Source organism: Streptomyces sp. SP18BB07, assembly GCF_036322545.1.
In the GTDB taxonomy this organism is placed as follows: Bacteria; Actinomycetota; Actinomycetes; order Streptomycetales; family Streptomycetaceae; genus Streptomyces; species Streptomyces deccanensis.
Genome location: NZ_JAQYWT010000363.1, coordinates 61,007 through 82,503 on the forward strand (window position 1 = coordinate 61,007; position 21,497 = coordinate 82,503).

Consider the following 21,497-nt stretch of genomic DNA (forward strand, 5'->3'; position numbering starts at 1 on the left):
CGATGCCGAGTAGCCGTACGAGCCGTGCGCCCCTCCAGCGCGTCACCCGGCGGCCCCCCGTCTCCCGGCCGCCGCGCGAGAACCCCCTGCGGAGGCTGCACACACGGGCACGCAAGGCCTGGGACCGGCCGCTGACCGCGTACTACCTGATCCTCGGCGGCAGCCTGCTGATCACCGTGCTGGGCCTGGTGATGGTCTACTCGGCCTCGCAGATCACCGCCCTGCAGAAGTCGCTGCCCGGCACCTTCTTCTTCCGCAAACAGTTCCTCGCGGCCGCGATCGGCACCGCGCTGCTGCTCGCGGCCTCGCGGATGCCGGTCAAACTGCACCGCGCGCTGGCGTACCCGATCCTGGCCGGCTGTGTGTTCCTGATGGCCCTGGTTCAAGTGCCCGGGATAGGGCAGTCGATCAACGGCAACCAGAACTGGATCGCCGTCGGCGGCTCCTTCCAGATCCAGCCCAGCGAGTTCGGCAAGCTGGCGCTCGTCCTGTGGGGCGCCGACCTGCTGGCCCGCAAGGAGGACAAGCGCCTGCTGACGCAGTGGAAGCACATGCTGGTGCCGCTCGTTCCGGTGGCGTTCATGCTGCTCGGGCTGATCATGCTCGGCGGCGACATGGGCACCGCGATCATTCTCACGGCGATCCTGTTCGGCCTGCTGTGGCTGGCCGGGGCGCCCACGCGGATGTTCGTGGGCGTGTTGTCCGTCGCCGGACTCATCGGGTTCGTCCTGATCAGGACCAGCGAGAACCGTATGGCGCGCCTGGCCTGCATCGGAGCCACCGAACCCCGGACGGACGGCGCCGACTGCTGGCAGGCCGTGCACGGTATCTACGCCCTGGCCTCGGGCGGAATCTTCGGCTCCGGGCTCGGTGCCAGTGTGGAAAAATGGGGCCAACTCCCGGAAGCGCACACCGACTTCATCTTCGCCGTCACCGGTGAGGAACTGGGCCTCGCGGGGACGCTGTCGGTGCTCGCCCTCTTCGCGGCTCTAGGCTATGCGGGTATCCGCGTGGCCGGACGCACGGAGGACCCCTTCGTCAGGTATGCCGCGGGAGGCGTGACCACCTGGATCACCGCACAAGCGGTGATCAACATCGGTGCGGTGCTCGGCCTGTTGCCGATCGCCGGAGTCCCGCTCCCGCTGTTCTCCTACGGGGGATCCGCCCTGCTGCCGACCATGTTCGCCATCGGGTTGCTGATCGCCTTCGCGCGCGACGAGCCCGCTGCGCGGGCGGCGCTTGCCATGCGGCAACCCCGCTTTGGTAGAAAGCGTGGCGGCGGCCCTTCGGGGCCCGGGAGATGGAACACGATGCGACGGCGTGTCTCGGCACGTTCGTCCGGAGAGCGGTGAATTTCGGTGCATGTCGTACTCGCCGGTGGCGGAACCGCCGGTCACATCGAGCCCGCGCTCGCCCTCGCGGACGCCCTGCGCAGGCAGGACCCGACCGTGGGCATCACGGCCCTGGGCACGGAGCGCGGCCTCGAGACACGCCTCGTCCCCGAGCGCGGCTACGAACTCGCGCTGATCCCCGCCGTGCCCCTGCCACGCAAGCCGACCCCCGAGCTGATCACCGTGCCCGGCCGGCTGCGCGGCACGATCAAGGCGACCGAGCAGATCCTGGAGCGCACCAAGGCGGACGCCGTCGTCGGCTTCGGCGGCTACGTCGCCCTGCCCGGCTACCTCGCCGCCAAGCGCCTCGGGGTGCCGATCATCGTCCACGAGGCCAACGCCCGCCCCGGCCTCGCCAACAAGATCGGCTCCCGGTACGCCGCCCAGGTCGCGGTCTCCACCCCGGACAGCAAGCTCCGCGACGCCCGCTACATCGGCATCCCGCTGCGCCGCTCCATCGCCACCCTCGACCGGGCCGCCGTGCGCCCCGAGGCCCGCGCGCTGTTCGGCCTCGACCCCAATCTGCCGACCCTGCTGGTCTCCGGCGGCTCCCAGGGCGCGCGCCGCCTCAATGAGGTCGTCCAGCAGGTCGCGCCCTACCTCCAGCAGGCCGGGATCCAGATCCTGCACGCGGTCGGCCCGAAGAACGAACTGCCGCAGGTGCACCAGATGCCGGGAATGCCCCCGTACATCCCGGTACCGTACGTGGACCGTATGGACCTCGCGTACGCCGCGGCCGACATGATGCTCTGCCGCGCGGGCGCGATGACCGTCGCCGAACTCTCCGCCGTCGGGCTCCCCGCCGCCTACGTCCCGCTGCCCATCGGCAACGGCGAGCAGCGGCTGAACGCCCAGCCGGTGGTCAAGGCCGGTGGCGGACTGCTGGTCGACGACGCGGAGCTGACGCCCCAGTGGGTCCAGCAGAACGTGCTGCCCGTCCTCGCCGACCCGCACCGGCTGTACGAGATGTCCCGTGCCGCCAGCGAGTTCGGCCGTCGGGACGCCGACGACCTGCTCGTCGGGATGGTGTACGAGGCGATCGCGGCGTCGCATCGCCGTTAGGACCGGGTGACGGAGGGCTGGAAGCGTGGCCGGAGCGACCACCGCCGAGCGCGGCGCAGACGAGGATCTGGATTCCGGCCCGCCGCCCCGGCGGCGGCTCCCCGGCCCCCGTGCGCTGATCGCCGCCGCGATCGCCCTGGTCCTGGTCGGGGGCGTCGCCGTCTGGGCCCTGTACGGCTCCTCGTGGCTACGGGCCGAGCGGGTCTCGGTGTCGGGCACCCGGGTGCTGACCGAGACCCAGGTGCGCGAGGCGGCCGCCGTGCCGCTCGGCGATCCGCTGATTTCCGTCGACCTCGACGCGATCGAGTCACGGCTGCTGGAGAAATTGCCCCGAATCGACTCGGTCGAGGTCACCCGTTCATGGCCCGATGGAATCGGGCTGAAAGTGAGCGAACGTACTCCGGTTCTGATTGTCGAAGCGGCCGGAAATTCGGGCAAGTACGTCGAAGTGGACGCGAAAGGTGTGCGTTTTGCCACGGTTTCACGCGCCCCGGAAGGCGTTCCCGTACTGGAATTGACGGTGGTTCGGTCGGGTTCCTCCGCCGCCAGTCTGCGGCGATTCGGCGAGGACCGGCTCGTGCGCGAGGCGGTGCGGGTCGCCGACGCGATTCCGGCCGCGATCGCGCAGGAGACGCTGGTCGTCAAGGTCCGCTCCTACGACGCCATCTCGCTGGAGTTGAGCGGAGACCGTACGGTCGCTTGGGGGAGTGCGGAGAGGGGGCGCGCGAAAGGCCGCGCGCTCACCGCCCTGCTGAAAGCGGCCCCCGGCGCGGCGCACTTCGACGTGAGTGCCCCCACCGCGCCCGCGTCATCAGGGAGTTGACGCACATACGCGCAGGCCAGCACCCTGGTTGGGCACCGCTACGGCTGATCACATAGGGTGAAAAGAAAAACGGGAGGTTCGGCGTGTTCGTTGAACGTGCGCCACTTGTCGACTTAGTGTCCTGTTCGGAAGAGTCCAAGGAACAGTCACACTGGTAACCCTAAACTTCAGCGTTAGGGTTCGGGTCGGCGTTCGGACCGTCCCACTTCGGCATCAGTCGTCGGCTCGCGGGTACCCCGCGAAGCGGCGACACGTAACTCGAGGCGAGAGGCCTTCGACGTGGCAGCACCGCAGAACTACCTCGCAGTCATCAAAGTCATCGGTGTCGGCGGCGGTGGTGTCAATGCCATCAACCGGATGATCGAGGTCGGTCTCAAGGGCGTCGAGTTCATCGCCATCAACACCGACGCGCAAGCTCTGTTGATGAGCGACGCCGACGTCAAGCTCGACGTCGGCCGGGAACTCACCCGCGGACTCGGCGCCGGCGCCAACCCGGCCGTCGGCCGGAAGGCCGCCGAGGACCACCGCGAGGAGATCGAGGAGGTCCTCAAGGGGGCCGACATGGTCTTCGTGACGGCCGGCGAGGGCGGCGGCACCGGCACCGGCGGCGCGCCCGTCGTGGCCAACATCGCCCGCTCCCTCGGCGCCCTCACCATCGGCGTGGTCACCCGCCCCTTCACCTTCGAGGGCCGCCGCCGCGCCAACCAGGCCGAGGACGGCATCGCCGAGCTGCGCGAAGAGGTCGACACCCTCATCGTCATCCCGAACGACCGGCTGCTCTCCATCTCGGACCGCCAGGTCTCCGTGCTGGACGCGTTCAAGTCGGCCGACCAGGTCCTGCTCTCCGGTGTCCAGGGCATCACCGACCTCATCACCACGCCCGGTCTGATCAACCTCGACTTCGCCGACGTCAAGTCGGTCATGTCCGAGGCCGGTTCGGCCCTCATGGGCATCGGCTCGGCCCGCGGCGACGACCGCGCGGTGGCCGCCGCCGAGATGGCGATCTCCTCGCCGCTCCTGGAGGCCTCCATCGACGGCGCCCGCGGCGTCCTGCTCTCCATCTCCGGTGGCTCCGACCTCGGTCTGTTCGAGATCAACGAGGCCGCCCAGTTGGTCAGCGAGGCCGCGCACCCCGAGGCCAACATCATCTTCGGCGCGGTCATCGACGACGCCCTCGGCGACGAGGTCCGGGTCACGGTCATCGCGGCCGGCTTCGACGGCGGCCAGCCCCCGGCCAAGCGGGACAACATCCTCGGCTCGGCCGCGGCCAAGCGCGAGGAGCCCGCCCCGGCGCGGCCCGCCGAGAGCCGCCCGTCCTTCGGCTCGCTCGGCAGCGTCAAGCCCAAGGAGGAGCCGGCGGCGCCCGCCCCGGAGCCGGTGAACGAGGTTCCGGTCGCCCCGCCCGTCCCGCCGTCCCGGTCCTACTCGGACAGCGCCGCCGAGGAGCTGGACGTGCCGGACTTCCTCAAGTGATAGGACAGCGCGAGAACGTGAGCGGCGCGCACTTCGCCTTCACCGACAGGTGGGGCGGGGTGAGCGCCGCTCCGTATGAGGAGCTCAATCTCGGCGGCGCGGTCGGGGACGACGCCGCCGCCGTGACGACCAACCGGGAGCTGGCGGCCAAGTCGCTGGGCCTGGAGCCCGACCGGGTCGTCTGGATGAACCAGGTGCACGGCGCGGACGTGGCCGTGGTCGACGGACCGTGGGGCTCCCCATCCGCCGCCGACTCCGGCCCCGGTTCCGACCCCGACTCCTGCTCCGTCTCCGGCGGCATCCCGGCCGTCGACGCGATCGTCACCACCCGGCGCGGTCTCGCGCTCGCCGTCCTCACCGCCGATTGCGTCCCCGTGCTGCTGGCCGACCCCGTCGCCGGAGTGGTCGCCGCCGCCCACGCGGGCCGGCCCGGCATGATCGCCGGGGTCGTCCCCGCGGCGGTACGGGCCATGACCGGACTCGGCGCCGACCCGGCCCGGATCGTCGCCCGCACCGGCCCCGCCGTCTGCGGGCGGTGTTACGAAGTGCCCGAGGCGATGCGCGCCGAGGTGGCCACCGTCGAGCCGGCGGCGTACGCCGAGACCAGTTGGGGTACGCCCTCCGTGGATGTGTGCGCCGGAGTGCACGCACAGCTGGAGCGCCTCGGAGTGCGCGACCGGGAGCAGTCGCCGGTGTGCACGCTGGAGTCGCGCGACCACTTCTCGTACCGTCGCGACCGCGCCACAGGGCGACTCGCGGGATATGTCTGGCTGGACTGAGGGACATGACCGACCGTAAGGCACAACTCGCCTCGAACCTGGCGAAGGTGGAGGACCGCATCGCGGCGGCGTGCGTGGCCGCGGGCCGCAAGCGGGACGAGGTGACCCTGATCGTGGTCACCAAGACCTACCCGGCGAGCGATGTGCGGATCCTGTCCGAACTCGGTGTGCGCCACGTCGCCGAGAACAAGGACCAGGACGCGGCCCCCAAGGCGGCCGAATGCTCGGATCTGTCCCTTGTGTGGCACTTCGTGGGCCAGTTGCAGACCAACAAGGTCCGTTCTGTGGTGCGTTACGCGGATCTCGTGCAGTCCGTCGATCGTTCCAGGCTTGTCACGACTCTGTCGAAAGAGGCCGTTCGGGCCGGCCGTGAGGTGGGATGTCTCATCCAGGTCGCGCTCGACGCCGACGAGAGCGGTCGCGGGGAGCGGGGAGGTGTCGGTCCGGGCGGAATCGAAGAGTTGGCCGACCTCCTGGCGGAGTCGCCGGGGGTGCGGGTCGATGGTCTGATGACCGTCGCGCCGCTCACCGGGGAGTACGCCGGACGCCAACGGGCCGCGTTCGAGCGGTTGATGGATTTGTCGACCGACCTGCGCCGAGCCCATCCGGCTGCGAACATGGTCTCCGCAGGGATGAGTGCGGACCTCGAGGATGCCGTGGCGGCCGGAGCGACACATGTGCGCGTCGGCACTGCGGTACTCGGAGTCCGTCCCGGGCTCGGGTAACGTCGCCAAGAAGTCGGACCACAGCAGAAAATATGGTCATTCCGTCGAGAGGCGGGCGCAACGACCTCGTGGATCGCGGGCACTTGGGAAGTCGTCAGTCGATCCACCACAGAGCGGAGGACTCAGAGCATGGCCGGCGCGATGCGCAAGATGGCGGTCTACCTCGGCCTCGTGGAGGACGATGGGTACGACGGCAGGGGATTCGACCCCGATGACGACTTCGAGCCCGAGCTCGACCCGGAGCCCGAGCGGGACCACCGCCGGCACGAGTCGGTGCATCAGTCACACCAGTCACACCAGTCCCAAAGGGATGAATCGGTACGAGTGGTGCAGCCTCCGGTGCAGCGCGAACCGGTGGCGCACGCCACTTCGCTCCCCGCGGAATCGGTGCGACCCGCCCGGATCGCTCCCGTGGCGTCCATCACACAAGAACGTTCAAGTCTGGAGAAGAACGCACCGGTGATCATGCCCAAGGTCGTGTCCGAGCGAGAGCCTTACCGGATCACCACGTTGCACCCGCGGACCTACAACGAGGCCCGTACCATCGGGGAACACTTCCGTGAGGGCACCCCGGTGATCATGAATCTGACTGAGATGGACGACACAGATGCGAAGCGACTTGTCGACTTTGCGGCCGGTTTGGTGTTTGGTCTTCACGGCAGCATCGAGCGGGTGACGCAGAAGGTGTTCCTGTTGTCGCCTGCTAACGTCGATGTCACGGCGGAGGACAAGGCCCGCATCGCAGAGGGCGGGTTCTTCAACCAGAGCTGAGACGTACGACCGGAAACAGCGGTAGAGCAACACGGAATTGGGGAGAGGGAAACACCGGACATGAGCGTGGTCTTGACGATCCTCTACATCGCGCTGACGGTGTTCTTCATCGTGTTGATCTTCCGGTTGGTCATGGACTACGTCTTCCAGTTCGCCCGCTCATGGCAACCCGGCAAGGCGATGGTGGTCGTTCTGGAGGCCACCTACACTGTCACCGATCCACCGCTCAAGCTTCTGCGGCGGTTCATTCCGCCGCTGCGTCTCGGGGGCGTGGCGCTCGACCTGTCCTTCTTCGTGCTGATGATCATCGTTTTCATCCTGCGTGCGGTGGTAGCCAGCGGGATGGGAGCGGTGTGAGAGATGCGGTCTTGCCGAATGCCGACGACTACGTTGAGGTGAAGAGATGCCGTTGACCCCCGAGGACGTGCGGAACAAGCAGTTCACGACCGTCCGCCTCCGAGAAGGCTATGACGAGGACGAGGTCGATGCCTTCCTCGATGAGGTCGAAGCCGAACTGACGCGCCTGCTCCGCGAGAACGAGGACCTGCGCGCCAAACTGGCCGCGGCCACGCGCGCCGCTGCCCAGAACCAGCAGAACATGCGCAAGCCGCCGGAGCCCCAGGACCAGCAGGGCGGCATGCAGCAGGGTGGCATGCAGCAGCAGGGCGGTATGCAGCAGGGCGGCATGCAGCAACAGGGCGGTATGCAGCAGCAGGGTATGCGAGGTCCCGGTGGACCCGTACCCGCCGGCATATCGGGCCCGCCGCAGCAGATGGGGGGCCCCATGGGTGGCCCGCCCCAGCTGCCGAGCGGTGCTCCGCAGCTGCCCGCCGGCCCTGGTGGCCAGGGGCAGCAGGGTCCCGGCCCGATGGGTCAGGGACCGATGGGCCAGGGCCCCATGGGTCAGGGCCAGATGCAGCCGCAGATGGGCCAGGGCCAGATGGGTCAGGGTCCCATGGGCGGCCAGCCTCCCATGCAGCAGCAGATGGGCGGTCCGATGGGCGGCCCCATGGGTGGTCCGATGGGCGGCCCCGGTCAGGGTCCCGGCGGCGACAGCGCCGCGCGCGTGCTCTCGCTGGCCCAGCAGACCGCCGACCAGGCGATCGCCGAGGCCCGTTCCGAGGCCAACAAGATCGTCGGCGAGGCCCGTAGCCGCGCCGAGGGTCTGGAGCGGGACGCCCGTGCCAAGGCCGACGCGCTGGAGCGGGACGCGCAGGAGAAGCACCGCGTCGCGATGGGCTCCCTGGAGTCCGCCCGCGCCACGCTGGAGCGCAAGGTCGAGGACCTGCGTGGCTTCGAGCGCGAGTACCGCACGCGTCTGAAGTCCTACCTGGAGTCGCAGCTGCGTCAGCTGGAGACCCAGGCGGACGACTCGCTGGCCCCGCCGCGCACTCCGGCGACCGCGTCGCTGCCGCCGTCCCCGGCGCCCTCCATGGCTCCGGCCGGCGCGAGCGCCCCGTCGTACGGTGGCAACCCGGGCGGCATGGGTGGAGGCATGGGCGGTGCCCCGGCTCCGGCCGCGCCCTCCTACGGCGGTCAGCAGCAGATGTCTCCGGCCATGACCCAGCCGATGGCTCCGGTCCGGCCGCAGGGCCCCTCTCCGATGGGGCAGGCTCCCTCGCCGATGCGTGGGTTCCTCATCGACGAGGACGACAACTGACGATTACTGGTACGCCGTAGGCGTCGGCAGCGTTCAGGGCGGGGCCCCGGATTTTTGATCCGGGGCCCCGCCCTTGTGCTGTGAGCGGCCCGGGGCCAGTGGGTGTTTTTTCGGGGGCGGGGCTGATGTCCTGCGTACGCAACGCCGAAGGCCTGGGGCACCGAGAATCTCGGTGCCCCAGGCCTTGGTAGTGCCCGATGGCTGGTGCTGGGCGGGGATACGCACGGCGGGGCTGGGAGCTGCCCGCGCCCCGTCAGGGGCGCGGGCAGGTGTCAGACCTTGCGCAGGCGGAACGTCAGCGTCAGGGGCTCGTCCGTGAACGGGGCACCGTACGTGTCGTCGGCCTCGCCGGAGGCGAAGTCCGTGGCGAGGACCTCGTCCGCGATCAGGGGCGCGTGCTCGGTCAGTGCCGCGGTCACCGCCGGGTCCGTCGCCGTCCAGCGCAGGGCGATCCGGTCGGCCACGTCCAGGCCGCTGTTCTTGCGGGCCTCCTGGATCAGGCGGATCGCGTCACGGGCGAGGCCCGCCCGGCGGAGTTCCTCCGTGATCTCCAGGTCGAGGGCGACCGTCGCGCCGGAGTCGGAGGCCACCGACCAGCCCTCGCGAGGCGTCTCCGTGATGATCACCTCGTCCGGGGCGAGGCTGATGGTCTCGCCGTCGACCTCGACCGTCGCCGTGCCCTCGCGCAGGGCCAGGGACAGGGCGGCCGCGTCGGCGTTCGCCACGGCCTTGGCCACGTCCTGGACCCGCTTGCCGAAGCGCTTGCCCAGCGCGCGGAAGTTGGCCTTGGCGGTGGTGTCCACCAGGGAGCCGCCGACCTCGGAGAGGGAGGCCAGCGAGCTGACGTTCAGCTCCTCCGTGATCTGCGCGTGCAGCTCGGGGTTCAGGGCGTCGAAGCCCGTCGCCGCCACCAGGGCGCGGGAGAGGGGCTGGCGGGTCTTGACGCCCGACTCCGCGCGCGTGGCCCGGCCCAGCTCGACCAGGCGGCGCACCAGGACCATCTGCCGGGACAGCTCGGGGTCGATCGCGGAGAGGTCCGCCTCCGGCCAGGCGGCCAGGTGCACCGACTCGGGGGCCCCCGGGGAGACCGGCACGATCAGGTCCTGCCAGACCCGCTCGGTGATGAACGGCGTCAGCGGGGCCATCAGCTTGGTGACCGTCTCGACGACCTCGTGCAGGGTGCGCAGCGCGGCCTTGTCGCCCTGCCAGAAGCGGCGGCGCGACCGGCGCACGTACCAGTTGGACAGGTCGTCGACGAACGCCGAGAGGAGCTTTCCGGCACGCTGGGTGTCGTACGCCTCCAGGGCGCCGGTCACCTGGTCGGTGAGGGCGTGGAGCTCGGAGAGCAGCCAGCGGTCCAGGACCGGGCGGTCGGCCGGGGCCGGGTCCGCCGCGCTGGGTGCCCAGCTCGACGTGCGGGCGTACAGGGCCTGGAAGGCGACCGTGTTCCAGTACGTGAGGAGGGTCTTGCGGACGACCTCCTGGATGGTGCCGTGGCCGACGCGGCGGGCCGCCCAGGGGGAGCCGCCGGCCGCCATGAACCAGCGGACGGCGTCGGCGCCGTGCTGGTCCATGAGCGGGATCGGCTGCAGGATGTTGCCCAGGTGCTTGGACATCTTGCGGCCGTCCTCGGCGAGGATGTGGCCGAGGCACACGACGTTCTCGTACGACGACTTGTCGAACACCAGGGTGCCGACCGCCATCAGCGTGTAGAACCAGCCGCGGGTCTGGTCGATGGCCTCGCTGATGAACTGGGCCGGGTAGCGGGACTCGAAGAGTTCCTTGTTCTTGTACGGGTAGCCCCACTGCGCGAACGGCATCGAGCCCGAGTCGTACCAGGCGTCGATGACCTCCGGGACGCGCGTGGCGGTGCTGCCGCAGCCGTCCTGGGGGCAGGGGAAGGTGACCGCGTCGATGAACGGGCGGTGCGGGTCCAGTTCGGACTGGTCGGTGCCGGAGAGCTGGGACAGCTCCTCGCGGGAGCCCACGCAGGTGAGGTGGTTCTCCTCGCAGCGCCAGATCGGCAGCGGGGTGCCCCAGTAGCGGCTGCGGGAGAGCGCCCAGTCGATGTTGTTGTTCAGCCAGTCGCCGAAGCGGCCGTGCTTGACCGAGTCCGGGAACCAGTTGGTCTTCTCGTTCTCCTGGAGGAGACGGTCCTTGACGGCGGTGGTGCGGATGTACCAGGACGGCTGCGCGTAGTAGAGGAGCGCGGTGTGGCAGCGCCAGCAGTGTGGGTAGCTGTGCTCGTACGGGATGTGCCGGAAGAGCAGGCCGCGCTGCTGGAGGTCCTCGGTGAGCTTTTCGTCCGCCTTCTTGAAGAAGACGCCGCCTACGAGGGGGACGTCCTCCTCGAAGGTGCCGTCGGGGCGGACCGGGTTCACCACGGGCAGGCCGTACGAGCGGCAGACCTTGAGGTCGTCCTCACCGAAGGCGGGGGACTGGTGGACCAGACCCGTACCGTCCTCGGTCGTGACGTATTCGGCGTTGACGACGAAATGGGCCGCTTCCGGGAACTCCACGAGCTCGAACGGACGTTGATAGGTCCAGCGCTCCATCTCGGCGCCGGTGAAGGTCTGGCCGGTGGTCTCCCAGCCCTCGCCGAGCGCCTTGGCGACGAGCGGCTCGGCGACGACGAGCTTCTCGGTGCCGTCCGTGGCGACCACATAGGTGACCTCGGGGTGGGCGGCGACCGCGGTGTTGGACACCAGCGTCCACGGCGTGGTCGTCCACACCAGGAGCGCGGCTTCACCGGCGAGCGGACCGGAGGTGAGCGGGAAACGGACGTACACCGAGGGGTCGACGACCGTCTCGTAGCCCTGCGCCAGCTCGTGGTCCGACAGGCCGGTGCCGCAGCGGGGGCACCAGGGGGCGACGCGGTGGTCCTGGACGAGCAGGCCCTTGTTGAAGATCTCCTTGAGCGACCACCAGACGGACTCGACGTACTCGGGGTCCATGGTCCGGTAGGCGTCGTCGAGGTCGACCCAGTAGCCCATGCGGGTCGTGAGCTCGGTGAAGGCGTCGGTGTGCCGGGTCACCGAGTCGCGGCACTTGGCGTTGAACTCGGCGATGCCGTACGCCTCGATGTCCTTCTTGCCGTTGAAGCCGAGCTCCTTCTCGACCGCCAGCTCCACGGGGAGGCCGTGGCAGTCCCAGCCGGCCTTGCGGGCCACGTGGTAGCCGCGCATCGTGCGGAAGCGGGGGAAGACGTCCTTGAAGACGCGCGCCTCGATGTGGTGGGCGCCCGGCATGCCGTTGGCGGTGGGCGGGCCCTCGTAGAACACCCACTCGGGGCGGCCCTCGGACTGCTCCAGGCTCTTGGCGAAGATCTTCTGCTCGCGCCAGAAGTCGAGCACCGCGTGCTCGAGCGCGGGCAGATCGACCTGGGCGGGCACCTGGCGGTACGTCGGCTCTGTCATGAGCGGGCTTCCTCCAACGGACTTGCTGCCTTCCGTCGGAGGGACGAGAGCTTCGATCCTTCGAACGCCGTGTGCGGCGCGCTCCCGCGGTACCACCCTCCTTGGCTCCCCCGCGCGCCGTACGCGCCGGTGAACCCCCTCATTGAGGTCGCGATACCGGGTCTACTCGCCGCGCCCCACGGACTGTGCCCTCGGGTGCGGGTTTCTTCCGGCGGCTCCGGGGTGATCTTCACATCGCGCTCGCCCCCGGGCTTCCACCGTCCCCGGGTCGCTCTGGGCTGCGTACGACGCTACTCGTCCCCATCCACGCTTCTCGCTCCGCCCAGTGTACGGCGCCGTACGGACAGCGGCCGACCGGATTTCCGGCGGCCGTGGGCGCGCTGCGGCAGGGCTTTCGCCTTGTTCGTCGGGCGGGAGTGTGGTGACCTGCGGGATGACCCGAATGGAGCGGGTCGGGCGTCCGGATCCTGGGACGTCCGGCGCGGCGGAATACCCGGCGGGGAGCTGGGCACAACGCTTGCAGGCTCGTCGCGCGACGGTCGTGAGGCGGGTGAAATGAGTGGTCTGCCCCGTTGCCGCGGGACTCGGGTCGATTTATCGTCCCAGCACGATGCGCGTGCAAGATCACAATATGTGAAGGGGCGCGGCCATGGTGGCGAAGAAGACGGCCGTACCGCAGTCGGCGTCCGGTGTATCCACGGTGGCCTCCGGCGGTGGAGACGAGGGGCAGAAGGCCGCGGCGGTGAAGGCGGCAGGCAAGAAGAGGGTGGCGAAGAAGGCGGTGGCCGCGAAGGCATCGGCCACGAAAGCGGTGGCGAAGAAGGCGGCGGCGGGCAGGAAAGCCGCAGCTGAGGAGTCCGTCCCTGAGGAGTCCGTCCCTGACAAGTCCGTCGCCGGGAAGTCTGTCGCCGGGAGGTCGGGCGGCGGTAAGTCGGGCGGCGACAGGTCGGCCGGGGGCGAGTCGGGCGTCGGGAAGAGCGCGGCCAAGAAGGCGACGACGGCCAAGAAGAGCACCTCTGCGACGAAGAGCACGGTCAAGAAGGCGGGCGCGGCCGAGGCCGCCGAGACGACGGGAGCCACGACGGTGGTTGCGAAGAACACTCCTGGTACGGCTACGGCGGCGAAGAAGAAGCCCACCGCCGTCCCCAAGGCACGGCCCGCCGCGGTGGAGCCCGGCGAGCTCGCGGTACGCCCCGGTGAGGACCCCTGGAGCCCCGAGGAGGTGGCCGAGGCCCGGACGGAGCTGCAGTCCGAGGCGGTGCGGCTGAGGACCGAACTGGAGGCCTCCGAGCGGGCCCTGACGGGGCTCATGCGGGACTCCGGGGACGGCGCGGGCGACGACCAGGCCGACACCGGGGCCAAGAACATCACGCGCGAGCACGAGCTGTCCCTCGCCCACAACGCGCGCGAGATGCTCGACCAGACGGAGCGCGCCCTGGACCGGCTCGCCTCGGGCACCTACGGACTCTGCGAGAACTGCGGCAATCCGATCGGAAAGGCGCGAATGCAGGCGTTCCCCCGGGCCACCCTGTGCGTCGAGTGCAAGCAGAAGCAGGAACGCCGCTAGCGATCGCCGACTGAGCCCCTGGTCCGCGGCGGGCGTGTCGTACCTTTGTCCTCAGTCAGGAACCTAGGTTGAGGGACTCACGTGGCAGAGGCGGAGCGCATCATCGGTACGCCGGACATTCCAGACGCGGCGGGGGCCGACCCGGAGCAGTCCGACGGCGGCGAGGACGCCGCGGCGCAGCGGGCCGAGGCGACCGCGCAGCCGCGCGGCAGGCGCCGGATCGCCGTGCTGTTCGGGGTCGCCGCGCTGGCGTACGCGCTCGACCTGGTCAGCAAGATGATCGTCGTCGCGAAGCTGGAGCACCACGAGCCGATCGAGATCATCGGGGACTGGCTGAAGTTCGAGGCGATCCGCAACGCGGGCGCGGCCTTCGGCTTCGGCGAGGCCTTCACGATCATCTTCACGGTGATCGCGGCGATCGTGATCCTGGTGATCGCCCGGCTCGCCCGCAAGCTCTACAGCCTGCCCTGGGCGATCGCGCTCGGTCTGCTGCTCGGCGGTGCGCTGGGCAACCTCACCGACCGGATCTTCCGGTCGCCCGGCGTCTTCGAGGGCGCGGTCGTCGACTTCATCGCGCCGAAGGGCTTCGCGGTCTTCAACCTCGCGGATTCGGCCATCGTGTGCGGCGGCATCCTGATCGTGCTGCTGTCGTTCCGGGGGCTCGACCCGGACGGGACCGTCCACAAGGACTGAGCCCATCAAGTACTGAGCCCATCAAGGACTGGGTTCACTAAGTACTGACGGGGGGACGGGGTCGGACGAGGGTTTTCCACAGGCGCGGTCGGGCGTGTCGTGGCGGTCCGGCATACTCGTCGGGTGAGCACGATTCCCGAGATCCGTACCCTGCCCGTGCCCGACGGCCTGGAGGGCGAGCGTGTCGACGCCGCCATCTCCCGCATGTTCGGCTTCTCCCGCACCAAGGCGGCCGAGCTCGCCGCCGCGGGGAAGGTCACGGTCGACGGGTCGGTGGTCGGCAAGTCGGAGCGGGTGCACGGCGGGGCCTGGCTCGAGGTCGAGATGCCGCAGGCGCCCGCGCCGGTGCAGGTCGTCGCCGAGCCGGTCGAGGGCATGGAGATCGTGCACGACGACGATGACGTGGTCGTGATCGTCAAGCCGGTCGGGGTGGCCGCCCACCCCAGCCCCGGCTGGTCCGGGCCGACCGTCATCGGCGGGCTCGCCGCCGCCGGGTACCGGATCTCGACCTCCGGCGCCGCCGAGCGTCAGGGCATCGTGCACCGGCTCGACGTGGGCACCTCGGGTCTCATGGTGGTCGCCAAGTCGGAGTACGCGTACACGTCGCTGAAGCGCCAGTTCAAGGAGCGCACGGTCGACAAGCGCTACCACGCGCTGGTCCAGGGCCACCCCGACCCCACGAGCGGCACCATCGACGCGCCCATCGGACGCCACCCCAACCACGACTACAAGTGGGCCGTCACCGCCGAGGGCAAGCCGTCGGTCACGCACTACGACCTCATCGAGGCGTTCCGGGCCGCGTCCCTGCTCGACATCAAGCTGGAGACCGGGCGCACCCACCAGATCCGCGTCCACATGTCGGCCCACCGGCACCCCTGCGTCGGCGACCTCACGTACGGCGCCGACCCGACGCTCGCCAAGCGGCTCGGGATCACCCGTCAGTGGCTGCAGGCCGTGCGGCTCGGCTTCGAGCACCCCGGGGACGGCAGCTGGGTCGAGTTCGAATGCGACTACCCGGCCGATCTGCAGAAGGCCCTGGACAAGGTCCGGGAGGAGACGTACGCGTGAGTCCCGTGCCGGTGTCCTACGAGGTGCGCGTCGCCGACGGTACCGCTGACCGCGAGGCCTGTTTCGCGGTGCGCAAGCAGGTCTTCGTCGTCGAGCAGGGCGTGCCGGAGGACCTGGAGTACGACGCGTACGACGCCGGGGCCGTGCATGTGCTCGCCGTGCGGGACGACGGGACACCCCTCGGCGCCGGGCGGCTGTTGTACGGGGAGGCCGCCGCCGGCAAGACCGGTGGGGAGCCCGGTGTGGGGTCCCTGGGGCGGTTGGCCGTCGTGGCGGAGGCCCGGGGGCTGGGGGTCGGGGTCGCGCTGGTACGGGCCGTCGAGGATGCGGCGCGGGAGAAGGGACTGACCGCGGTGGACCTGGGAGCACAGACGCACGCCCTGGGGTTCTACGCGCGGCTGGGGTATGAGGCGTACGGACCGGAGTTCGTGGACGCGGGCCTACCTCATCGGGCGATGCGGCGAAGGCTTTAGCGTTCGGCGGTGCGGGTGGGGCACCCTGGGCATCCGGTCGGTCCTGATCGTCTAGCACCAGCGGAGCGCCCCCATGGATCAGTTGGCCCTGTTTTTCGTACTGCTGGTCGGGGCCGTGGTCAGTGTGCCGGTGGGGGAGCGGCTGAAGCTGCCGGCGCCGGTGCTGATGACGCTGCTGGGTATCTCCCTGGCCCTGCCCGGGTTCGTGCCCAATGTGGAGATCCCGCCGGAGTTCATCCTGCCGCTGCTGCTGCCTCCGCTGCTGTACGCGGCGGTGCGGCGGACGTCCTGGCGGCAGTTCACCGCCAACCGGCGGCCGATCTTCCTGTTGGCCGTGGCGCTGGTGTTCGTGACCACCGCCGCGGTGGCCGCCGTGGCGAACGCGATCGTGCCCGGACTGCCCATAGCGGCGGCCGTGGCGCTCGGGGCCCTCGTCGCGCCGCCCGACCCGGTGGCGGCGACCGCTGTGGCCGGGCAACTCGGGCTGCCGCGACGGCTGGTGTCGATACTGGAGGGCGAGGGCCTCTTCAACGACGTCACGGCCATCGTGCTCTACCACGTGGCCATCGCCGCCGCCGTCAGTGGATCGTTCTCCTGGTCGAGCGCCGCGCTCCAGCTCGTGCTGTCGGCCGTCGTCGCCCTCTCCGTGGGGATCGGGCTCGGCTGGGCCGCCAACAAGCTGATGGACTTCCTCGAGGACGCGACGCTGCAGATCGGGCTGACCCTGCTGGTGCCGTACGCGTCGTACGTGATGGCCGAGGAACTCCACGGGTCCGGGGTGCTCGCCGTGCTCACCACCGCGTTGTTCCTCGCGGAGTACGCGCTCGGTGCGGACGACGTCATGACGCGGCTCGCCGGGCACACCGTCTGGGACGTCGTGGACACGCTGGTCACCGGGGTCGCCTTCGGGCTGATCGGGCTGGAGCTGCACAACGCGATCCGTACGGCGTCGGGGCGGTGGGGCGAGATGCTCGGCTGGGCGGCGGCCGTCGTGGGCGTCGTCGTGTTCGTACGGCTGGTGTGGTTGCTGCCGGCGACGTGGCTGGCGCGGCGGTTGCACGCGAAGCGGGACTACGACGAGGAGATCCCGATGTCGTGGCGCGAGACCGTGGTGATGTGGTGGTCGGGGATGCGCGGGGTGGCCTCCGTGGCGTTGGCGCTGGCGATTCCGTTGGAGACGGACAGTGGGGCGCCGTTCCCGGACCGGGACGAGATCGTGTTCATCGCGTTCGGGGTGATCATGGCGACGCTGGTGCTGCAGGGGCTCACTCTGCCGTGGCTGGTGCGGCGGTTGGGGGTGCGGGCGGATGAGGGGGCCGAGAAGGAGTTCGAGAAGGTGCTGGCCGTGCGAGCGGCGAAGGCGGCGAAGCGGCGGCTGAAGGAGATCGAGGAGGTGGAGGAGCTGCCGGAGGAGATGTCCGAGCGGTTGTTGCGGCGGGCCTTCGAGATCGGGGTGCGGATCAGTCCGGAGGTGGGGGAGGACGAGCGGCGCGAGGGGCATGAGCAGCGGGTGCGGCGGCTTCGTCGGATGCGGCGGATCCAGGGGGAGATGTTGAGTGCGGCGCGGCATGAGGTGTTGGCCGCGCGCAGTGAACCGGGGGCGGATCCCGAGGTGGTGGATCGGGTGTTGCGGCATCTGGATGTGCGTAGCCTGCGGTGAGTTTGCGGCCGCTCCTTGCCCACCCGCGCCCGCCCGTGACTCCTCGCTGCAGAGGTGGGGGTCGCTTGTGGGGGTTGGGGGGCGTTGGCGGCTGCGAGTTGGGGGGCCCGCCCGCGCGCCGCCCGTGGCTCCTTGGTGGAGAGGTGGGGGTCTCCTGTGGGGGGCGGGCGTCGTTGGCGGCTGCTGGCTCGTGGTTGGTCGCCTGGATGTCGTCCGTGGCTGCTTGTTCGGGTGGGGCGCGGACCTGGGCTGGCCGGTACGCCCTCGGGGACGTCGTCGGCGGCCCCCCGAGGTTCGGGGGGCCGCCCATGTTCATGTCGACGCGCGGACGGTGGCCGTGTTCAGCCTCGGTCCGGGGCCCTCGGGGGCTCGTGGACGCGGCTTCGGTTGGTGCGCAGGGCCCTGCCGTCGCCGTTGTGGGAGTTGGGGTGGGTCGGGGGAAGGACCGCGTCGGCGGTGTTGACGCGGGGGAGGGCGTACGGGTGGGTCTCGGTGAGCCACTGGATGAGCTGTTCGCGGACGGAGACGCGGACGGTCCACAGGTCGTCCGGGTCCTTGGCGGTCACCAGCGCACGCACCTCCATGGTGGAGGGGGTCGAGTCGGTGACCGTCAGGTCGTAGTGGCGGCCGTCCCAGGCGGGGCAGGAACGCAGGATGTCGCGGAGCCGGTCGCGCATCGCGGCCAGCGGCGCGGCGTGGTCGACGTGCAGGAAGACGGTGCCGGTCATCTGGGCGCCGCCCCTCGACCAGTTCTCGAACGGCTTCGAGGTGAAGTACGACACCGGCATCGTGATCCGGCGTTCGTCCCAGGTGCGGACCGTCAGGAACGTGAGGGTGATCTCGTCGACCGTGCCCCACTCGCCCTCCACCACGACCACGTCACCGAGGCGGACCATGTCGCCGAAGGCGATCTGGAGCCCGGCGAAGAGGTTGCTCAGCGTGGACTGCGCGGCGATACCGGCGACGATGCCCAGGAGTCCGGCCGAGGCCAGCAGTGAGGTGCCGGCCGCGCGCATCGCCGGGAAGGTCAGCAGCATCGAGGCCACGGCCACCACACCGACGATCGCCGAGACGACCCGCATGATCAGCGAGACCTGGGTCCGCACCCGGCGTACCCGGGCCGGATCGCGGTGGGCGCGGGCGTAACGGCTGTACGTCGACTCCACTATCGCTGCCGCGATCCGGATCACCAGCCAGGCCGTGGCGCCGATCAGCACCAGCGTGAGGGTGCGGCCGATGGCGGTGCGGTGCTGTTCCAGCAGCTGCGCCTCGTCGTACGCGCCTCTGAGGAAGGCCGCGCACAGGACCAGGTGATAGGGGATGCGGCCACGGCGCAGCAGGCCCCACAGAGGTGTCTCGTGGTGCCGCTGGTCCGCTTTGCGCAGCAGCAGATCGGTCGTCCAGCCGATGAGCAGCGTGAGGACGACCGAGCCACCGATGACGATCAATGGGCGGAGTAGGTTCTCCATGCCTTCGAACGTAACCGGCCGCGCGGGGTCCTGAACATGTGACTTCGGCCGCGCTCTGGGTACGGGCGCCGGGACCGGGCGGCGGACGCCTTGTCGGACCCGGCTGGCACCATGGCCCCATGAACATCATGCTCTTCCACTCGACCTACGGTCTGCGGCCCGCCGTACGCCAGGCCGCGGACCGGCTGCGCGCCGCCGGACACGAGGTGTGGACCCCCGACCTCTTCGGCGGAAGGACGTTCGACACGGTCGAGGACGGCAGGGCCCTCAACGAGGAGCTGGGCCGGGAGGAGCTCCTCAAGCGGGCGGTCCTGGCCGCCGCGCCCTACTCGGAGCGAGGGCTCGTCTACGCCGGGTTCTCGCTCGGTGCCGCCGTCGCGCAGACCCTCGCCCTGGGCGACAAGAACGCCCGCGGGTTGCTGCTCCTGCACGGCACGTCGGACATCGCCGCCACCGCCTCCGTGGACGACCTGCCCGTTCAACTGCACGTCGCCGAGCCCGACCCCTTCGAGCCCGACGACTGGCTGAGCGCCTGGTACCTGCAGATGCGCAAGGCAGGCGCCGACGTCGAGGTCTACAGATACGCCGGTGCCGGTCACCTCTACACCGACCCCGACCTCCCCGACTACGACGAGGAAGCCGCCGAGGCCACCTGGCAGGTGGCGCTCGGCTTCCTCGAAACCCTGTGAGCCCGGGGGCGGATCACACCGGGTCGTACGTCCGCTCCACCTTCTGCGTCCCGCTCCGCGTCCGGTAGGAGCGCGCCCAGGACGAGGTCGCGTCGGCCTTCGTACGGTCGGACAGGACGTAGAAGTCCATCTGCGCCCGCGCGGCGGTGATGTCCAGGACGCCGTAGCCGTGCCGGTCGGTGTCGACCCAGTGGACGTGCCGGTTCGCGGCGCGGATCAGCGGGGAGGCCACCGCGGAGACGGTGCCCTCCGGGACCTTGACCAGGTCGTCCAGGTTGTCGGAGGTGACCGACGTGACCACGAACTCGGTGGCGGCGGAGGCCGACAGCGGGTACGTACCGGCGTTGACCGGCACATCGTTGGCCCAGGCCATGTGGATGTCGCCGGTGAGGAAGACCGTGTTGCGGATGGCGTTCTCCCGCAGATGGGCGAGGAGTTCGCGGCGGTCGTCGGTGTAGCCGTCCCACTGGTCGGGGTTGAGGGCGAGACCCTCCTTCGGCAGACCGAGGAGTTCGGCGAGGGGTTCGAAGAGGTCGGCGGTGAGGTTGCCGAGGGCGAACGGGGCGATCATCACCGAGTTGCCGACCAGTCGCCAGGTCGTGTCGGAGGACTTCAGCCCGGCCTTCAGCCAGTCGAGCTGGGCCCGGCCCGTCAGCGTGCGGTCCGGGTCGTCGACCTCGCCGTTGCCTATGCCCACCTGCTGCGAGCGGAAGGAACGCAGGTCGAGGAGCGAGAGGTCGACGAGCTTGCCGAAGCGCAGCCGTCGGTAGGTGGTGCCCGCGACCGCCGGGCGCACCGGCATCCACTCGAAGTAGGCCTGCTTGGCCGCCGACTGACGGGCCGCCCAGGTGCCCTCCGTGCCCTCGGTGTGGTTCTCGGCGCCGCCCGACCACGCGTCGTTGGCGATCTCGTGGTCGTCCCAGATGGCGACGGCCGGCGCGGCCGCGTGCAGGGCCTGGAGGTCCGGGTCGGTCTTGTAACGGGCGTGCCGGACGCGGTAGTCGGCGAGGGAGTGGATCTCGTGGGTCGGCGCGTGCGGGCGTACGACCCGGTCGCGGGTGCCGTACTCGCCGGTGCCGTACTCGTAGATGTAGTCGCCGAGGTGCAGCCACGCGTCCAGGTCGCCGCGCGCGGCGAGATGCCGGTAGGCCGCGAAGTACCCGCCCTCCCAGTTGGCGCAGGACACCACGCCGAAGCGCAGGCCGGCGACGGCCGCGTCGGCGGCCGGGGCCGTGCGGGTGCGGGCGGCGGGCGAGTCGGTGCCGCCGGCCGAGAAACGGAACCAGTAGTCCGTGGCGGGCGCGAGGCCGCGCACGTCCGCCTTGACGGTGTGGTCGGACGACGCGCTCGCGGTCGTCGAACCCTTGGCGACGACGCGGGTGAACGCCTTGTCCAGGGCGATGGTCCAGCCGACCTCGACGTCCGGGCCGACACCGGAGCCGGGCAGCGCGGCGGCGGTGGGCGTCACCCGGGTCCACAGCAGGACACCGTCGGGCAGCGGGTCACCGGAGGCGACCCCGTGCAGGAAGGCGGGGGCCTCCGCCGCGCGTGCCGGGATCGCGGCCGCCAGCGGTGCCGCGAGGACGGCACCGGCCGTGGCCGCCTTGACCACCGTACGGCGGCTCGGGGCGGACGAACTCGTGGGTCTGGTCGGGGAGTCGGGGCTGGAGTGAGATCTGCGACTGGTCACGGCCGATGAGATTACTGATGGGTAGGGCCGGAGGTAAGACAGAAGCCCGAAATCCGCTCAATGTTCAGACAGCCGTGCGGTGTTCGTC

Annotated in this window: 18 protein-coding genes; 15 read left to right on the forward strand and 3 right to left on the reverse strand. The window is 70.3% G+C overall.

Annotated features, from left to right (window positions below):
• Window positions 1-2: 2 nt before the first annotated feature.
• The 9 genes from ftsW to PUR53_RS41515 all read left to right on the forward strand — a co-directional run bounded on the left by ftsW (window position 3) and on the right by PUR53_RS41515 (window position 8,684).
• Window positions 3-1,352, forward strand: a complete 1,350-nt coding sequence (gene ftsW / locus PUR53_RS41475; protein ID WP_329898987.1) for a putative lipid II flippase FtsW — start codon at window positions 3-5, stop codon at window positions 1,350-1,352.
• A 6-nt stretch (window positions 1,353-1,358) separates the two neighbouring features.
• On the forward strand, window positions 1,359-2,453 hold the full coding sequence (murG, locus tag PUR53_RS41480) for an undecaprenyldiphospho-muramoylpentapeptide beta-N-acetylglucosaminyltransferase (protein ID WP_329898988.1): 1,095 nt from the start codon (window positions 1,359-1,361) through the stop codon (window positions 2,451-2,453).
• A gap of 25 nt (window positions 2,454-2,478) precedes the next feature.
• Window positions 2,479-3,276 (forward strand): cell division protein FtsQ/DivIB, encoded by a 798-nt coding sequence (locus PUR53_RS41485; protein WP_329898989.1) that lies wholly within the window; start codon window positions 2,479-2,481, stop codon window positions 3,274-3,276.
• Between the two features lie 279 nt (window positions 3,277-3,555).
• Window positions 3,556-4,749 (forward strand): cell division protein FtsZ, encoded by a 1,194-nt coding sequence (gene ftsZ / locus PUR53_RS41490; protein ID WP_086804504.1) that lies wholly within the window; start codon window positions 3,556-3,558, stop codon window positions 4,747-4,749.
• A complete protein-coding gene (gene pgeF / locus PUR53_RS41495; protein ID WP_329898990.1) occupies window positions 4,746-5,528 on the forward strand; it encodes a peptidoglycan editing factor PgeF in 783 nt (260 codons plus the stop codon). Before ftsZ ends, pgeF begins: the two co-directional genes overlap by 4 nt.
• A 5-nt stretch (window positions 5,529-5,533) precedes the next feature.
• Window positions 5,534-6,253, forward strand: a complete 720-nt coding sequence (locus PUR53_RS41500; RefSeq protein ID WP_329898991.1) for a YggS family pyridoxal phosphate-dependent enzyme — start codon at window positions 5,534-5,536, stop codon at window positions 6,251-6,253.
• 129 nt (window positions 6,254-6,382) lie between these two features.
• Window positions 6,383-7,024: a cell division protein SepF gene (locus tag PUR53_RS41505; RefSeq protein WP_329898992.1), complete on the forward strand. Its 642-nt coding sequence runs from the start codon at window positions 6,383-6,385 to the stop codon at window positions 7,022-7,024.
• A gap of 60 nt (window positions 7,025-7,084) precedes the next feature.
• Window positions 7,085-7,381, forward strand: a complete 297-nt coding sequence (locus PUR53_RS41510; protein WP_033528111.1) for a YggT family protein — start codon at window positions 7,085-7,087, stop codon at window positions 7,379-7,381.
• 46 nt (window positions 7,382-7,427) lie between these two features.
• Window positions 7,428-8,684, forward strand: a complete 1,257-nt coding sequence (locus PUR53_RS41515; RefSeq protein ID WP_329898993.1) for a DivIVA domain-containing protein — start codon at window positions 7,428-7,430, stop codon at window positions 8,682-8,684.
• A 272-nt stretch (window positions 8,685-8,956) separates the two neighbouring features.
• Here the strand turns inward: PUR53_RS41515 and ileS are convergent, their stop codons facing one another.
• A complete protein-coding gene (gene ileS / locus PUR53_RS41520; protein WP_329898994.1) occupies window positions 8,957-12,100 on the reverse strand; it encodes an isoleucine--tRNA ligase in 3,144 nt (1,047 codons plus the stop codon).
• A 649-nt stretch (window positions 12,101-12,749) separates the two neighbouring features.
• Here ileS and PUR53_RS41525 point away from each other — a divergent pair.
• The 5 genes from PUR53_RS41525 (at window position 12,750) to PUR53_RS41545 (ending at window position 17,561) form a co-directional block, all read left to right on the forward strand.
• Window positions 12,750-13,667 carry a TraR/DksA family transcriptional regulator gene (locus tag PUR53_RS41525; protein WP_329912034.1) on the forward strand — a complete coding sequence of 306 codons (918 nt, stop codon included), beginning with the start codon at window positions 12,750-12,752 and terminating at the stop codon, window positions 13,665-13,667.
• An 81-nt stretch (window positions 13,668-13,748) separates the two neighbouring features.
• Window positions 13,749-14,360 (forward strand): signal peptidase II, encoded by a 612-nt coding sequence (lspA, locus tag PUR53_RS41530; protein ID WP_329898996.1) that lies wholly within the window; start codon window positions 13,749-13,751, stop codon window positions 14,358-14,360.
• A gap of 123 nt (window positions 14,361-14,483) precedes the next feature.
• Window positions 14,484-15,428 (forward strand): RluA family pseudouridine synthase, encoded by a 945-nt coding sequence (locus PUR53_RS41535; protein ID WP_184895226.1) that lies wholly within the window; start codon window positions 14,484-14,486, stop codon window positions 15,426-15,428.
• On the forward strand, window positions 15,425-15,901 hold the full coding sequence (locus PUR53_RS41540) for a GNAT family N-acetyltransferase (protein ID WP_329912035.1): 477 nt from the start codon (window positions 15,425-15,427) through the stop codon (window positions 15,899-15,901). The genes PUR53_RS41535 and PUR53_RS41540 overlap by 4 nt, the downstream gene beginning before the upstream one ends.
• A 73-nt stretch (window positions 15,902-15,974) precedes the next feature.
• Complete coding sequence (locus PUR53_RS41545; RefSeq protein WP_329898998.1) at window positions 15,975-17,561, forward strand: Na+/H+ antiporter; 1,587 nt, start codon at window positions 15,975-15,977, stop codon at window positions 17,559-17,561.
• A gap of 341 nt (window positions 17,562-17,902) precedes the next feature.
• Here the strand turns inward: PUR53_RS41545 and PUR53_RS41550 are convergent, their stop codons facing one another.
• Complete coding sequence (locus PUR53_RS41550) at window positions 17,903-19,030, reverse strand: mechanosensitive ion channel family protein (RefSeq protein WP_329912036.1); 1,128 nt, start codon at window positions 19,028-19,030, stop codon at window positions 17,903-17,905.
• A gap of 38 nt (window positions 19,031-19,068) precedes the next feature.
• Between PUR53_RS41550 and PUR53_RS41555 the strand changes: the two genes are divergently transcribed.
• Window positions 19,069-19,719: a dienelactone hydrolase family protein gene (locus PUR53_RS41555; RefSeq protein ID WP_329899000.1), complete on the forward strand. Its 651-nt coding sequence runs from the start codon at window positions 19,069-19,071 to the stop codon at window positions 19,717-19,719.
• Between the two features lie 13 nt (window positions 19,720-19,732).
• On the opposite strand, the gene PUR53_RS41560 is transcribed toward PUR53_RS41555, so the two are convergent.
• Entirely contained in the window at window positions 19,733-21,409 is a 1,677-nt protein-coding gene (locus PUR53_RS41560) for an alkaline phosphatase D family protein (RefSeq protein WP_329912037.1), read from the reverse strand.
• Window positions 21,410-21,497: the final 88 nt, after the last annotated feature.

Coding starts and splice junctions, on each gene's coding strand:
- ftsW (WP_329898987.1), top strand. CDS start 3: ATGCCGAGTAGCCGTACGAGCCGTGCGCCCCTCCAGCGCGTCACCCGG.
- PUR53_RS41500 (WP_329898991.1), top strand. CDS start 5,534: ATGACCGACCGTAAGGCACAACTCGCCTCGAACCTGGCGAAGGTGGAG.
- PUR53_RS41505 (WP_329898992.1), top strand. CDS start 6,383: ATGGCCGGCGCGATGCGCAAGATGGCGGTCTACCTCGGCCTCGTGGAG.
- PUR53_RS41510 (WP_033528111.1), top strand. CDS start 7,085: ATGAGCGTGGTCTTGACGATCCTCTACATCGCGCTGACGGTGTTCTTC.
- PUR53_RS41515 (WP_329898993.1), top strand. CDS start 7,428: ATGCCGTTGACCCCCGAGGACGTGCGGAACAAGCAGTTCACGACCGTC.
- ileS (WP_329898994.1), bottom strand. CDS start 12,100: ATGACAGAGCCGACGTACCGCCAGGTGCCCGCCCAGGTCGATCTGCCC.
- PUR53_RS41525 (WP_329912034.1), top strand. CDS start 12,750: ATGGTGGCGAAGAAGACGGCCGTACCGCAGTCGGCGTCCGGTGTATCC.
- PUR53_RS41545 (WP_329898998.1), top strand. CDS start 15,975: ATGGATCAGTTGGCCCTGTTTTTCGTACTGCTGGTCGGGGCCGTGGTC.
- PUR53_RS41550 (WP_329912036.1), bottom strand. CDS start 19,030: ATGGAGAACCTACTCCGCCCATTGATCGTCATCGGTGGCTCGGTCGTC.